Here is a 13859-nt window from a genome sequence, read left to right on the forward strand (position 1 = left end):
CCGGAAGCAATACAGCGCGGAACGGTGCGTTGCTGATCCGGGGCTCGAACCTGATGGTTAAGAATTAACTCTGCAATGTCCCGCGTCGGGAGTTCAGGACAAAGAGCGCTCGTGACTCTGGGCGAGCAACGAGCACACTCGCCTCAATTGATTCTCGATGCGGCGATCGTCGTTGGCTGGATACCGAGCTTCGGGGCGATCTGGTTGGCTATTTGTGCGCCTAGCCAAACGCCACCAGTACGTCCGAGTCTGTCGGGTGTTGGAATTCCAAACTCGTCATCGCTATCCGCCGCGTTGCGTCTGGTGATACCGTCAAATTGCCAGTGAACGCCGAGATAGACGCGACTGACCGAGTTTGCGGCAATCGCCTGCCACAGGCTATCGTAACTCAGCGTGACGTGATCGCGAGGCAGCATGGTTCGGGGGTCGGTGTTCCGGCCATCGAATTCGTCGGAGACGAAGTCGAGCCTGAATTTGTCGATTCCATTGGGATGGAACGAGGTGACGCCTTTTTCGACGAGGAACAGCCGCAACAGCTGAAAAGCGGCCGCACCAAAGGTGGCATGTCCTGACGGATAGGCTGGGAAGTCGGGCGTCAACGCGACGCCATTGCCGTTGGTATCCGGACGGCCAAGCGGCAACCAGCTTGGGACCGCCGTTCCATTTCCCGCCTGCGCATTCTGAATACCGACGATTGGTCGCCACATCATATGCGTCGGAGAATATTTGTAGTGCCAAGCGTCGATACCGGCGTCAGCCATGGCAATGGCAACGCCGGCGACGATGGTCAATTCCTCTGCCGTGTTCAGCTTGCTCGGCGTCCGCGCTTCGATAGCGTCGAGCGCGGCGAGAACGATCTGGAGATAAAGCCGGGGCGGCGTACCGATTTCTGGAGGACCGTCATAGCCCCATGCGATTCCGGTGACTTCCTCCTGCAGGCTGCGCGTACCCGCTGTGCGTTGTAACACTCCCTTTTCGACGACCTTTGCATAATCGGCCGCATAGTGAGCCGTCGGATTCACCACGGTTGCGGAAATACGGCCTGGAGGTGGCGGAAAATTCATGATCCGGGTCGCAAGCAAAGGTGTTGCATCGCCCCATTTGCCGCCCGCGTAGTGCTGCATCGGCTGGTTGGGGGGCGCAACATGTGTATAGGGAGTGCTCGTGGGGACGTATTGATCCACCGCAGCGTTGGCCATGTCGGTCGAGCCGAGCGCGTGGATCGCATCGCCAAAGCTCCGGCCGGCGTGTTCAGCCGCGCTCCCACCCTGACCTAGTTCGAAATATTCGAGCCAATGCGACCAGGCGGGCTCCAAGAAACGGAATTGGCTCGGATATCGTCGGAGCAGGACCTGCGAGCAGGCCGCCCCCGCGGCGACTTCGGAATTCGCGCCGCTCAGGCCGGGCGTGGCGGCCACGTTCAGGAGAGGAGAGCCCCCAGAGGCGTGCGCATGAGCATCGTTGAGCGCACCCAATGCCATGCCAAGGGCACGCGCGGTCAAGAAGGGGCCTCTTTGATCGCCGGGACTGAGCGTCTGAGTGTGATCTCGACGAATACACTCAATCGCCATGTCGACCCAATATCGGAGTTTCGCTGAAGTGGCTGTCATCGCAATTGCTCCTTGCTGCCGCCTAGGCGGCTTGCCAATTTGACGAAATAGCAAGACATCAAATGCTTGTTGTAGGGACGGCGCGACGCTGGCTGAGGTCCAGTGCGGCGGAGCTCTACTCGTCTTGCCAATTGTCTACCTTAGAGCGAGTGGCCGAGAATGGATGTGACTTAGGTTACAGGTTTCGGGGGAATCGGAGCGAAGGGTTGCGAGTCTTGCAGCGAAACTCACGGCGGTGTGATCCAATTGAATGAAGTACGTTCTCAGTCGCGCGAACCGAAGGTTGTGAAGCTATTGGTGCTGAATAGGCGCAAAGCGCACCAGCGTGTGCCTGAGTGGAAACACGACATTCATTCGCCCTTGACTACATCTTTTCCGGCCGTCCACGTGCCCGTGCACATCGCGCCGCGCCACGCCTAGTTCGACCTGCGTGAGACGGCGCACGCATTTTCCGCCGTCATTCCGGGGCGGCTCGTAGAGCCAAACTATGGTGCGCAATTGCGCACCTGAGAATCTCGAGATTCCGGGTTCACGCTTCGCGTGCCCCGGAATGACTCGGTAAAAGAAAATTCGAGAGGCTTTAGTTCACGCGTGTCCAGGTCTGGCCGCCGCAGAACATGCCGCCGAAGGCGCAGCCCTGCACACGCAGCCGGTCGGTGCCCTTCATCGCGATCGTGGAATCGTAGGTCGAGCCGGAGTTCGGATCGAGGATGCGGCCGGACCATTTCTGGTCCTTGCCGGGCTTCATGTTGATCAGAACCTGCTCGCCGTTCTGGTTCGATCTGCTGTCGACCGAATAGCCGCAGAGATTACTGCCGCATTGCTCGATGCGGACCTTGCCTTCCTTCTCCTCGGTGAGCCAGACGCCGAGCGGTGAATTGAGATCGCGCGTGGGCGCTGCTGCGGGAGCAGGCGGCGCGACGGCAGCCGCCTGGACGGGGGCGGTTGCCGGGGGTGGAGCGGGCGGAGGCGGCGCCGGAGGGGCCGCAGCGACGGCCGGGGCCGGCGGTGGTGTCACGGCGGGAGCTGCCTGCTGCGTGGCCGGTGCAGGCGCCGGCGGCGGCAGCACGGCAGTCTCTGCCGGCGCATTGCTGGCGGTTGCCGCCGGAGGCGGAGCAGGCGGTGCTGCTGTGGCAGCGGGTGCAGCGGGCACAGGTGCCTGCGCAGCCGCGGGCGGTGGGGCGACGGGAGCGGGGGCTGGCGCTGCCGGCGTTTGCGGCTCGACCGTGGCCTGCTGCGGCGCTTGCTGGCCCGGGGCCGTCTCGTTCTTCTTGACCTTCTTGGGCTTGCTTTGGCCGGTGTTGTCGTAGACGCCGGGGATCTGCACCGTGCCGCGGTCCGGATCGATGCGGATGGTGCGCCCGCCATATTCGAACGTGTACTGCGCCTGCGCTGCGGTGCTCGCCAAAAGGAATGCGGCCGTGGCCAACAGCTTCCTCATTTCCGTCTCCTGAACAGGTGGTCCCGGACCGACGCTTACGCGCCGGCTCGCTCGCCAAAAGTGATCTAGATCACTGTCGTTGGTATGAGTCGTCTTCCGATAGTTCCGGGTTCAATGACAGCAAAGTCAGCCCAGAGTTGGACGGCCGCGGCATCACCCCTGGACGGGGCGGGGAATGGACAAGTATAACCGCTATGGTTGAGAAATAATTGGAATACACGTTGATGTCACGACCAAGGCTTGGCAGAGAAGTTCTGGCCGCAGTCTGGTGCCTCGTCGCGACGCCGGCGCAAGCGGCTGGTTTGAGCTTTCTCGAAGTGCCGGCCGATGCCCGAGGGCCAGCGCTCACGGGGATGGTGTGGACACCGTGCGCGGCGCCGCCGTCTGAGGTCGCGCTGGGGGGCGGGGTTGTGGTTCCAGGCGTCAAGGATTGTCCGGTTTCGGGCAATCGGCTGCCGCTGATTGTCATCTCGCACGGGCGGCGCGTCTCGTTTTTGTCGCATAGTGACACCGCGGCTGCGCTGGCCGACGCCGGCTTCGTAGTTGCCACCGTCAACCATCCGGGCGACACCGCTAGGGACAGTAGCCGGACTGATGAATTCTCTGTGCTGGTCGAACGTCCCACCGACATGAAGCGCCTCACGAATTTCATGCTCGGTGCCTGGAAGCAAGCTGCGGTGCTGGACCCGCAGCAGGTCGGCCTGTTTGGATTTTCGCGCGGTGCCTATACGGGTCTCGTGGTAATCGGCGGCAATCCCGATTTCGGCGCTCTGGCTGCGCTCTGCGAGGGGACCACAACGCCGAAATGTCGGGATATTCGCGAGGGCCGCCTGCCCACCGCGCCGGCGGCCCACGATCCTCGCGTGAGAGCCGCGATATTGGCGGATCCCCCCCTTTTTGAGGGCCTCTTCAGTCGTGAGCGCCTAGCCAACGTGACGATCCCACTGCTGCTGTGGCGTTCTGCGCTCGGTGGCGACGGCGTCGCGCCCGAAGCAATCGATTTGCTGGTACCGCTGCTACCCGTACGGCCCGACTATCGGACCGTGCCGAACTCCGCACACTTCTCCTTCATTACTCCATGTCCGCCTAAACTCGCAGAGATGGCGCCGATCCTGTGCACCGATCCGCCAGGATTCGATCGCACCGCGTTTCACAACGAGTTCAATGCCGCGGCCGTCGCCTTTTTCCGCGCGCACCTGGAGTAACGACGGGCGCACGCCGCGAGGGCATCGGCTAGTCGAACCAGGCGGCGTAGATCTTCTTGTAGCTGCCGTCTTCCATGGCAATGTGCAGCCATTGGTCGACGAAGGCTTTCAGCGCCATGTCGCGCTGGAGCCAATAGGCCTTCTCGGAGAAGTCGAACGGCTTGTCGGGATGGACCGCGCAGAGCACCCCGGCATGCTGCTTCTGCTGGTAGCGGGTTTCGGACGCGTCCGTCATCATCAGGTCGGCGTTGCCCTTGGCAATTTCGTCGAAAATCACGGTGTTGTCGGCGAAGACAGTGATCTCGGCATCCCTGATGTTGGCACGCGCGAAGCGCTCATTGGTCCCGCCGGGATTGACGATGATTCGGATGCCCTTCTTGTCGATATCCGGAAGCGTCTGGTACTTGCCGACGTCGGCGCAGCGCGCGATCGGGGTCTTGCCCTCGCGCATGATCGGTGTGGAGAACAAGCCTTTCTTCTGCCGGTCGAGCGTGACCGAGACACCGCCCATGGCGATGTCGAATTGGTCGGCCTCGAAATCCTTCATCAGCCTCGGCCAGGCCGTGGGCACGAATTCGACCTTGACGCCGAGCGCCTTGCCGAGGGCCTGCGCCATGTCGACGTCGAAGCCGCTGAATTGCTGCGTGGTCTTGTCCAGATAGGTGAAGGGCTTGTAGTCGCCGGTCATGCCGACCCGTAGCGTGCCGCGCTTGACGATCTCGTCGAGGCGCGAAGGCGCGGCCTGCTGAGCCTGCGCCGAGACATTCACCAGCAACGCCACGGCCAAAGCCGTCCAGAACCGAACGATCATCTCTTTTCCACCCATACCCGAGCTGTCATTGTGCAGCCCTTGAGCGGTGGATTTAGACCAGATGCCTCTCGGTGGCGAGGCAGAATTGAATTGAAGGGAATCCAGAGGTGACGATCTCGATGTACGAGGCCTCAGTCGGCCTCTTCGTGCCCTATTTGCGCAACCTGTCCGCGCTGCTCGACAAGGGCGTCGCTGATGCGGAGGCCCGCAAGTTCAATCCGACGGTTCTGCTCGGCATGCGCCTTGCGCCGAACATGTATGATCTGGCGCAGCAGGTCGGCGAAGCCTGCCGCCACGCCACAGTCGCTCCGGCCTTGCTGGCCGATCGCGACCCGGTCACGCTGCCCGTGCTCGAACACGACATGGCCGGGCTTCAGGCGCGCATCGCGACGTCGATCGAGTTCATCGAAAGCCTGCCGCGCGCGGACATCGACGCGGCGGCGGAACGGAGTGTCTTCTTCAGGTTGAAGAACGGGACCGAGCTGCCTTTCACCGGGCGGACGCTGCTGCTGACGTTCAGCATCCCGCAGTTCTTCTTTCACGTCACCACGGCCTACGACCTCTTGCGGCACGCCGGCGTCGAGCTCGTGAAGAAGGATTATCTCGGACGGCGGTAGAGCTTGATCCACACCTCTCCCCGACGGCGGGGTAATCGCCGATGAGGTGTGGGTTGTGGGGCTCCGACTGTTTCTACAGCGTCATGGCCGGGCTTGTCCCGGCCATCCACGCCTCTCCACGCAGCACAAAGAACGTGGATGCCCGGGCCTTCGCCGCGCCGTGGCGGCTTCGGCCGCGCAGGCGGGACAAGCCCGGGCATGACGACCTCTGCCAAAGGTTCAAATACGATTGCCCTGTCTCCGACGGGGAGGAGGTGCAGACACATCCGGTCTGCAAGCTGCCTTACGCTTCGCCCTTGCGCTCGTAGTCGGCGAGCGAGCTTCGGCCGGCGATCTCGCTGCGCAGCTCTTCGAAGCGACGATGTGACTCGTCCTCCCGCTCGTCAACGAAGCGCACGGCGGCCTCGCTCGTCATCGGGCCGCTGACCACGGGGGCAGATTGCTCGCCGATGGTCTCGTGGACGTAGAACTGGCCGTCATCGCCGCGATGGACCGTCCATTTGAGGCGGATCGCGACCATCGGGCCGGGGCCAACCTTGCTGTAGCCGTCCGCATCGGTGTGCTCCGGCACTAGCGGCTGCTCATCGACCATTGGATGCTCGTCGACCGCATGATGTTCTTCGGCGGACGGCTCCTCACCGACGACGACCATCTCGGTCTCCCGGATGGTCTCGGTCTCACGAATGACGAGGACGGGCTCGGGGTGCTCCAGGATGCTGGCGATGGTCGCGAGCGCGTGGTCGGTCGGGTCGATCTCTGACAAGGGTTCATCCTCCAGCTCGACGCGGCCGGCCAGTCTGTCCCACTGCCGCCGCGGCGGATCTTATTACGCGCGTTTGATTAAGGCTGAGTTGGGGCTCGATCTGCACCAAAATGGGACGCTTTCTGGCACTCCGAAGGCGGGCGCACCCGACGCCCGCCCGGAGCTCGGCTCAGCCCAGCACGTCCTGATTGATGACGTTTTGCCGGATGGGATCGCCGTCCAGCACACTCAGGATGTTGCGCGCAGTCTGCTCGCTCATGCGGCTCACCGCCTCGACGGTGACGCCGGCCACATGCGGGGCCATGATGACGTTTGCCAGCGCGAACAGCGCGTTGCTGACCGGCGGCGGCTCCACCTCGAAGACGTCGATGCCGGCGCCGGCGAGCTTGCCGGAGACCAGGGCGTCGTAGAGCGCAGCTTCCTTCACGATGCCGCCGCGCGCGGTGTTGATGAGGTAGGATTTCGGCTTCATCCGCCCGATCCGCGCCGCGTCGAACAGGCCGACCGTCTCCGGCGTCTTCGGGCAATGGATCGTGACGAAATCGGCGTTGGGCAGCGTGGCGTCGAGGTCGGTGACGGGCTCGCAGCCGGCGGCCTTGATTTCGGCGGCTTCCTTGTAGGGATCGTAGACCTGGACGTTCATCTCGAACGCCAGGCAGCGCTTGGCGGTGCGACTGCCGATGCGGCCGAAGCCGACGATCAGCACGGTCTTGCCGTAGAGATCGAACGGCAGCATGCCGAGCCGGTCGGCCCATTTGCCGTCCCTGACACAGGCGTGCATCTCCTGCGCGCGCTTGGCCAGCGTCAGCATCATGAACAGCGCCGCTTCCGCAACCGAGGGCGAGTTCGCGCTGCCCGCCACCATCAGCGGCACCTTGCGGCGGGAGAGGGCGGGCACGTCGACGGCGTCGTAGCCGACGCCGATGCGGGTCACCACCTTCATGTCTTTTGATGCCTCGAGCTCGGTCTCGCCGAAGGCGGTGGCGCCGAGGGCCACGCCGTGGACTGGGGCATGGCTCTTCAGCAAGGTCTCGAAGTCCTTCGCCGAGATCAGGTTCGGAAACTCGACGAGCTCGATATCGTCCCGCTGGGTGAGGAGGGCACGTGCCCCTTGCGACAAAGTTTGTGTAACGAAAATCTTCTTCTTGTTGGTCGCCATCGCTCCCCTGCCTGCTCGCGTTTCTTCACAGCGTCACAACACGACGCCGGTCTCTTCATTTAGCAGGTGCATGTTGTTGAGGTCCATCGCCAGGCGCATGGGGGCCCCGTCCTTGGCGCCGGCATTGGGATTGACGCGGCCGCAGACCGGCGTGCCGTCGAGCCCGAAATAGACCAGGGTCTCCATGCCCATCGGCTCGGTGACGTCGAGCACGGTATCGAAGGTCTCGACCCCGGGCTCGAGATGCGCATGCGACTCGGTGAGATGCTCGGGCCGGAGGCCCAGCAGCAGCTTGTCGGTGCGCGGCAGCGGGTTGTAGCGCGCGGCGCGGGCCGGCGGCAGCGGGAAAGCGATGCGGTCGGTGAGGCGGATCTGGAGCGTGCCGCCGACATCTTCGAGCCGGCACGGGATGAAGTTCATCGCCGGCGAGCCGATGAAGCCCGCGACGAAGCGCGTCGCCGGCTTGTGGTAAAGCTCGTTCGGCGTGCCGATCTGCTCGATCCGGCCCTTGTTCATCACCACCACCCGATCGGCCAGCGTCATCGCCTCGACCTGGTCGTGGGTGACGTAGACCGTGGTGGTGCGCACCTTCTGGTGCACCTTCTTGATCTCGATCCGCATCTGCACGCGGAGCTTGGCGTCGAGATTGGACAGCGGCTCGTCGAACAGGAAGACCTTGGGATTGCGCACGATGGCCCGGCCCATGGCGACGCGCTGGCGCTGGCCGCCGGAGAGCTGCTTCGGCTTGCGGTCGATCAGGTCGGTGATGTCGAGGAGGCGGGCGGCCTCCGTCACCCGTGCCTTGATCTCGGCCTTGGGGTAGTGCTTCAGGCGCAGCCCGAACGACATGTTCTCCGCGACCGTCATGTGCGGATAGAGCGCGTAGTTCTGGAACACCATCGCGATGTCGCGGTCCTTTGGCGGCACATCGTTGACGACGTCGCCGCCGATCATGATGTCGCCGTCGCTGATGTCCTCGAGGCCTGCGATCATGCGCAGCGTCGTCGACTTGCCGCAGCCGGAGGGGCCGACCAGCACGATGAACTCATGATCGGCGATGTCGAGGTCGATGCCGCGCACGGCTTCGACGTCGTCGTAACGCTTGACTACCTTCCGCAAAGCAACGTCAGCCATCGAACTTCAGCTCCTCGTCATCAACCCTTTGTCGCGCCGGCGGTCAGGCCGGCAATGTAGTAGTCCATCAGAAATGCGTAGATGATCAGCGGCGGCGCGGCGCCGAGCAGCGCGCCGGTCATGATCTGCCCCCAGTTGAAGACGTCGCCCTTGATCAGCGTGGTGGTGATGCCGACCGGCAGCACGAGCTGGTCGACCGACGTCGTGAACACGAGGGGATAGAGGAATTGCGCCCAGGACACCGTGAAGGCGAAGATGGTCGCTGCGATCAGCCCGGGCAGGGCGACCGGGATGAATATCCGCGTCAGGGTCTGCAACCAGGAGGCGCCGTCGATGAGCGCGGCTTCATCGAGCTCCTTCGGAATCGAGGCGAAATAGCCGATCATGATCCAGGTGCAGAACGGCACGGTCAGCGTCGGATAGATGAACAGCAGCACGTACCATCTGTTGAGCAGCGTGATGCCGGTGTAGTCCTGGACCAACGCCAGCATCTTGAACAGCGGAATGAACAACAGGCTGTCCGGGATGAGGTAGGTGAGGAAGACGCCGGTTGCCAGCGTCGTCGAGCCCCAGAACTTCATCCGCGCCAGTGCAAACGCCGCGGGGACGCTGATCAGCATGGTCACGAGGACGACCGCGAGCGAGACGATCGACGAATTCCAGAAGAAGCGCAGGAACTGGTTGGAGGTCAGGAGCTCGACATAGTTCGACAAGGTGGGGTGAAACACCCACCAGGGATTGGTCGCCGCCGATATTTCCGCGCTACTCTTGAGCGAGGTGATCAGCATGTAGATCGGCGGCGTCAGGAAGAAGATCGCGAACAGCACCAGGAAGAAATAGGACCAGCGCAGCGCCCAGGCGCGGTCCCGGCTCATGCTGCCGTACTTGACCTTCCGCGACGGTCCGGCCTTGTCGATTGCAAGCGTGCTCATCAGGCTTCATTCCCGCGTTTGGAGACATCGCGCAGGATGAAGATCGCTGCGACGGCGAGGATCGGCACCATGAACAGCGAGACGCTGGCGCCGAGTGGAATGTCGCTGCCCTCGATGCCGACCTTGAAGGCCCAGGTGGCGAAGATATGCGTCTGGTCGAGCGGGCCACCCGAGGTCAGGATGCGCACGATGTCGAAATTGGCGAAGGTCACGATCAGCGAGAACAGCGCCGTGATCGCGATGATATTCCGCATCATCGGCAGCGTGACGTACCAGATCTTCTGCCACCAATTGGCGCCGTCGATCGCCGCGGCCTCGTAGAGCTGGTCCGGCACCGATTTCAGCGCGGCCAGATACATGATCATGAAGAACGGCGCGCCGTACCAGATGTTGACGAGGATGACGGAAAAGCGCGCCCAAACATTGTCGCCGAGCCAGTTGATCGGGCCGATGCCGAAGAATGAGAGCGTGTAGTTGAAGGCACTGTAGGAGGGGTCGAACAGCCACAGCCACGCCAGCGTGCTCATCGCCGGCGGGATCACCCAGGGCACCAGCAGCATGCCGCGCCATTTGCGCTGCCCCTTAGCCGGAATGTTGTGCACGAAATGGGCGACGATGAATCCGATCAGCGCCTTGAAGAACACGGCCGTGACGGCAAAGATGCAGGACTGCTTCACCACCATCCAGAAGGTGTCGCGCTTGAACAGGAACAGGAAGTTGCCGAAGCCGACGAACTTCTGCATCGACTTGTTCAGGGTGGCGAGATGGACGGAGTAGACGGCGGGATAGAGCACGAGGAGCGCTATCAGCAGGATCAGCGGCAGCGTCAGGAAGAACGCGACCGTCGATTTTCGTCCCAGGACATTGCGAAGGCTGGCCGGCTTGCGCGCGCGCGCCGCACGGACCGCTTGACCTTGCTCAACGACGACATCGGCCATGGCGTAGCTTTCTCGGAAATTGTCGACTGGCGAAGCCGGCCCGATCGGCCGGCTCCTCGATTGGCGGCACGCGGTGCATGGCGGCTCACGTCTCAAGCGTGAGCCGCCTGGCACACGCCCGGCATCAACTCCGCATGAAGCCCTCGCACTCGCCTTCGGCCCAGGCGAGCGTGGCCTCCATCTTTTCGCCCTGCGCATAGCGCAGTGCCATCTTGGTCAACGTCGCCTGGAAGTAGATCTGCTGTGCGATCTTGGGCGGCGCCGGAGACGCTGCGATCGACAGCGTCTGATGGTTGTTGGGGTTCGGATAGTGATACAGCGTCCCCTTCGGCGGCCCTTCCTCCGCCCAGGTCTTCAGCGTCGTCATGTTGGCGTAGGCGGGCAGATCGTAGCCGCCGCTCGCCGCGACGAACTTTTCGATGGATGACGGCTGCGACAGGTAGGTGAGGAGGCTCTTGGCCGCTTCCTTGTTCTTGCTGAAGCTCCAGAGACCCCAGAAGTACGGCAGGTAGGGTGCGAAGCGGCCCTTGGGCCCGGACGGCATGCCGTGCGTCCAGCACTGCTCGGCGATCTGCGGCGCGTCGCGCCTTGCGACCGCCCAGGCGCTCGGCGGATTCAGGATCATCGCGCCGCGGCCCGAGATCAGCCATTTGTTGTTCGAGGCATCGTCCCAGGACGGAGCGTCCGGCGGCAGGAAGGCGATCAGCTTCTTGTAGTATTCGAGCGCCTGACGAACGGCATCGGTCTTCACCGTGACGTCGCCCTTGGCGTTGACGAGCTCGGCACCGAACGACTGGAAGATCGCGCCTGCAGTGTCGACGCTGTCGGTGGTTTCGCCGAGGCCGATCCCGAATGGCACGCCGCCTTTGTGGCAGGCCTCGGCCGCCTTGAGGAAGGTCTCCAACGTCCAATTGTCCGCCTTTGCGGGCGCACCGGCAGGGTACATCTCCTGCACGTCGATGCCGGCATGCTTCTTCATCAGATCGATGCGGGAGCAGGGTCCCTTGATCTGGCTTCCCGGGGTTGCGGGAACGGCTAGCCACTTGCCGCCGGCCTGGCCGAGATATTTGACGGTGCCGTTGACCTCGCCGTTCTGCTTGATGAGCGGCTCCATGACGTCGTTCACCGGCTCGAGATTTTCAGCGTAGGCGTGCGGCCACCAGGTCGGCATCTGCAGGATGTCGTGACCGGATTTTGCCTGGGCCTCGGCTGCGACCGTAAGTTGGATCTTGTTGTTGTTGCTGGTGATGTAGTCGATCGAGACTTCGACCTTCTCCTTTTCGCCCCATGCTTTGACCATGGCGGTGGAGGCATCGTTGGCATTCGGAACCCAATGGTCCCAGAAGCCGATCGAGAGCTTGCCGGCGGCGTAGGCGCCCCGGACGTAGGGCGCCGTGATCAGCGCCGCGGAGGACATTGCAGTGGCAGCCACAAATTGACGTCGCGTCAGTGTCTTGCGTGACATCTCGTTTCCTCGCCTGGGTGTTGTTGTTGGAGTTTCCTCTGAGAGACTTTATGAGTTTCTTGTTTTCGAATTTTCTTATTGATGCCGGCGGTCGACGTGAAAACTCACGCCGCCCGGGGCAAATTGGTAGCGCGATCAGATCATGATTGATGGCGTCTGTCGAGAAAGCCTAGCGGCTCCGCGTCTAAAACTAACGTTGTGCCCAAGACGCGCGTCGCCGCATGTCAGGGCCATGCGTCGAACGTGAACCGCGAACGCACATTTTGCGACGCACACAGCGCACGGGCCAACCCGGAACGATCCGTTGCGCAATTACGCCGCAGTTTCGAATGAGCCTGCATAACCGCTTCGCGTGACAGACTTTTCCGGCGTGGACAGCAGTCGGCCGTGTCTGGACCGCAAAGCGCTGGAAACGATAGAGTTCAGCTGGTGGTTTGCTTCCGCCCGCCAAGACCAATTGGATCGACGATGGAGACGAGAATGATCAATGCGGCGCCGCCAGCGCGGCCTTACCTGCGACGATGGCTCGCGCTGGGGTCCATGCTCGCGCTGTTGCTCGGCGCAGCGACGTGGGCGAATGCTCAAGGATTGGTCAAAGGCGTTCAGGAAGGCGCTGCGGCCGGGAACAAGGCGGCAGGTCCGGTCGGTGGCGTGCTCGGCGGCGCAATCGGCGGCGTGGTTGGGGTCTTCACGGGCGTGCTCGGTGTCGGCAACAACAGCGGCGGCAATCCTCCGCCGGCCGCCAGGGAGTCCAGCAAGGACGCCAAGCAGCAAGGCGCAGCCAAGGACAAGGATGCCAAGAGCGCCAAGCCGGGCAAGGGCGCCAAGGCAACCAAGGAGGCGAAGAACGCGCCGCAGGACAAGGGCAACAAGGACGTCACGGTTCTCACCCAGCCCGGGACGCCGCAGCTGACCGCCGAACAGATCGTCGCCAACAGCGATTCCTACATCGAGCGGATCAAGACCCAGCTGAACCTCACGCCGGACCAGGAGAAGCACTGGTACGGCTTCTCGAGCGCGATGCACTACCTCGGGCATAATGGTGCAGAGCGGCTCAACCTGAGGGTTGCGCGCGCCAAGCGGGATCCGCCCGACGACATCATCGAGCAGATGCGCAACGAGGCCCAATTCCTGATTGATCGCGCCGCCGACCAGCGCAACGTTGCCGACGCTGCCGAGCCGCTCTATTCGAGCCTCGACGACAAGCAGAAGCAGGTCTTCATTCAGGAGATGGTGCACCTCAGTCACGAGCGGGGGCTGGACTGATCAAGTTGAATCGGTCCGGGCGGGGCCGAATTAACGGCGCCCGCCACGAATTCGTGAATCCTCCCCGCAATTCGATTATGATTAGCTTCGTAAGCTGACTGCGGGGTTGATATGGCGGACGGACTCTCCGTTTTCCTGGTCGAAGACGAGGCGTTGATCCGGATGATGATGGCCGACATGGTGGCGGAACTCGGCCACCACGTCGTCGCGGAAGCGGATAATGTGCGCGACGCCAGCGCCTTTGCCATGACCGCGCAATACGACATGGCCATCCTCGACATCAATCTCATGGGCGTCTACGTCGATCCCGTCGCCGATCTGATCGAACGTCGCGGAAAACCGTTTCTGTTCGCCACCGGCTACGGTCCGGAACTGCTGCCGTCCTTGCTCCGACGCAGGCCGATCCTGCGCAAGCCGATCGCAATGGATCAGCTCAAGGCGATGATCGATTCGATGTTTCCCGGGCCGTCAACCAAAACCCCAGGCTGACCGATCACGCCCGACGCGCACGGCCGCAG

General features: G+C 62.8%; 13 protein-coding genes. 4 read left to right on the plus strand and 9 right to left on the minus strand.

From position 1 onward, the window contains the following. Positions 1 to 143: 143 nt before the first annotated feature. Positions 144 to 1502: a vanadium-dependent haloperoxidase gene (locus IVB23_RS01135; RefSeq protein WP_247802254.1), complete on the minus strand. Its 1359-nt coding sequence runs from the start codon at positions 1500 to 1502 to the stop codon at positions 144 to 146. 688 nt (positions 1503 to 2190) lie between these two features. Continuing rightward, positions 2191 to 3051, minus strand: coding sequence for a DUF2147 domain-containing protein (locus tag IVB23_RS01140; RefSeq protein ID WP_247802255.1), 861 nt, complete (start codon positions 3049 to 3051; stop codon positions 2191 to 2193). A 209-nt stretch (positions 3052 to 3260) separates the two neighbouring features. Here IVB23_RS01140 and IVB23_RS01145 point away from each other — a divergent pair, with 209 nt between their 5' ends. After that, entirely contained in the window at positions 3261 to 4256 is a 996-nt protein-coding gene (locus IVB23_RS01145; protein ID WP_346659132.1) for a dienelactone hydrolase, read from the plus strand. Between the two features lie 28 nt (positions 4257 to 4284). Here the strand turns inward: IVB23_RS01145 and IVB23_RS01150 are convergent, their stop codons facing one another. Further along, complete coding sequence (locus IVB23_RS01150; RefSeq protein WP_061881684.1) at positions 4285 to 5067, minus strand: transporter substrate-binding domain-containing protein; 783 nt, start codon at positions 5065 to 5067, stop codon at positions 4285 to 4287. Positions 5068 to 5186: 119 nt separating this feature from the next. On the opposite strand from IVB23_RS01150, the gene IVB23_RS01155 reads away from it, so the two are divergent. Further along, positions 5187 to 5684 (plus strand): DUF1993 domain-containing protein, encoded by a 498-nt coding sequence (locus tag IVB23_RS01155; protein WP_061881683.1) that lies wholly within the window; start codon positions 5187 to 5189, stop codon positions 5682 to 5684. Positions 5685 to 5967: 283 nt separating this feature from the next. On the opposite strand, the gene IVB23_RS01160 is transcribed toward IVB23_RS01155, so the two are convergent. From IVB23_RS01160 to IVB23_RS01185, 6 genes are all read right to left on the minus strand, one after another. Next, on the minus strand, positions 5968 to 6447 hold the full coding sequence (locus IVB23_RS01160) for a hypothetical protein (protein ID WP_061881682.1): 480 nt from the start codon (positions 6445 to 6447) through the stop codon (positions 5968 to 5970). A 169-nt stretch (positions 6448 to 6616) separates the two neighbouring features. Further along, entirely contained in the window at positions 6617 to 7606 is a 990-nt protein-coding gene (locus tag IVB23_RS01165) for a hydroxyacid dehydrogenase (protein ID WP_247802256.1), read from the minus strand. 33 nt (positions 7607 to 7639) lie between these two features. Continuing rightward, positions 7640 to 8740: a sn-glycerol-3-phosphate ABC transporter ATP-binding protein UgpC gene (ugpC, locus tag IVB23_RS01170; RefSeq protein ID WP_247802257.1), complete on the minus strand. Its 1101-nt coding sequence runs from the start codon at positions 8738 to 8740 to the stop codon at positions 7640 to 7642. A 20-nt stretch (positions 8741 to 8760) separates the two neighbouring features. Further along, positions 8761 to 9672 carry a carbohydrate ABC transporter permease gene (locus IVB23_RS01175; RefSeq protein WP_061881679.1) on the minus strand — a complete coding sequence of 304 codons (912 nt, stop codon included), beginning with the start codon at positions 9670 to 9672 and terminating at the stop codon, positions 8761 to 8763. Beyond that, positions 9672 to 10610 carry a sugar ABC transporter permease gene (locus IVB23_RS01180; RefSeq protein ID WP_061881678.1) on the minus strand — a complete coding sequence of 313 codons (939 nt, stop codon included), beginning with the start codon at positions 10608 to 10610 and terminating at the stop codon, positions 9672 to 9674. Before IVB23_RS01180 ends, IVB23_RS01175 begins: the two co-directional genes overlap by 1 nt. 124 nt (positions 10611 to 10734) lie before the next feature. Further along, positions 10735 to 12075, minus strand: a complete 1341-nt coding sequence (locus IVB23_RS01185) for an extracellular solute-binding protein (RefSeq protein ID WP_061881677.1) — start codon at positions 12073 to 12075, stop codon at positions 10735 to 10737. A gap of 480 nt (positions 12076 to 12555) precedes the next feature. On the opposite strand from IVB23_RS01185, the gene IVB23_RS01190 reads away from it, so the two are divergent. Together IVB23_RS01190 and IVB23_RS01195 are read left to right on the plus strand one after the other, a co-directional pair. After that, positions 12556 to 13341 (plus strand): Spy/CpxP family protein refolding chaperone, encoded by a 786-nt coding sequence (locus IVB23_RS01190; protein WP_247802258.1) that lies wholly within the window; start codon positions 12556 to 12558, stop codon positions 13339 to 13341. Between the two features lie 111 nt (positions 13342 to 13452). Further along, positions 13453 to 13830, plus strand: coding sequence for a response regulator (locus tag IVB23_RS01195; protein WP_061881675.1), 378 nt, complete (start codon positions 13453 to 13455; stop codon positions 13828 to 13830). The last annotated feature ends 29 nt before the right edge of the window (positions 13831 to 13859 follow it).

It is taken from the genome of Bradyrhizobium sp. 191 (genome assembly GCF_023100985.1).
Lineage (GTDB): Bacteria > Pseudomonadota > Alphaproteobacteria > Rhizobiales > Xanthobacteraceae > Bradyrhizobium > Bradyrhizobium diversitatis.

Bases quoted from the DNA above. Each gene is read 5' to 3' on its own strand.
- IVB23_RS01140 (WP_247802255.1), bottom strand. From the start codon at position 3,051: ATGAGGAAGCTGTTGGCCACGGCCGCATTCCTTTTGGCGAGCACCGCA.
- IVB23_RS01150 (WP_061881684.1), bottom strand. From the start codon at position 5,067: ATGATCGTTCGGTTCTGGACGGCTTTGGCCGTGGCGTTGCTGGTGAAT.
- IVB23_RS01155 (WP_061881683.1), top strand. From the start codon at position 5,187: ATGTACGAGGCCTCAGTCGGCCTCTTCGTGCCCTATTTGCGCAACCTG.
- IVB23_RS01165 (WP_247802256.1), bottom strand. From the start codon at position 7,606: ATGGCGACCAACAAGAAGAAGATTTTCGTTACACAAACTTTGTCGCAA.
- ugpC (WP_247802257.1), bottom strand. From the start codon at position 8,740: ATGGCTGACGTTGCTTTGCGGAAGGTAGTCAAGCGTTACGACGACGTC.
- IVB23_RS01175 (WP_061881679.1), bottom strand. From the start codon at position 9,672: ATGAGCACGCTTGCAATCGACAAGGCCGGACCGTCGCGGAAGGTCAAG.
- IVB23_RS01180 (WP_061881678.1), bottom strand. From the start codon at position 10,610: ATGGCCGATGTCGTCGTTGAGCAAGGTCAAGCGGTCCGTGCGGCGCGC.
- IVB23_RS01185 (WP_061881677.1), bottom strand. From the start codon at position 12,075: ATGTCACGCAAGACACTGACGCGACGTCAATTTGTGGCTGCCACTGCA.
- IVB23_RS01190 (WP_247802258.1), top strand. From the start codon at position 12,556: ATGATCAATGCGGCGCCGCCAGCGCGGCCTTACCTGCGACGATGGCTC.
- IVB23_RS01195 (WP_061881675.1), top strand. From the start codon at position 13,453: ATGGCGGACGGACTCTCCGTTTTCCTGGTCGAAGACGAGGCGTTGATC.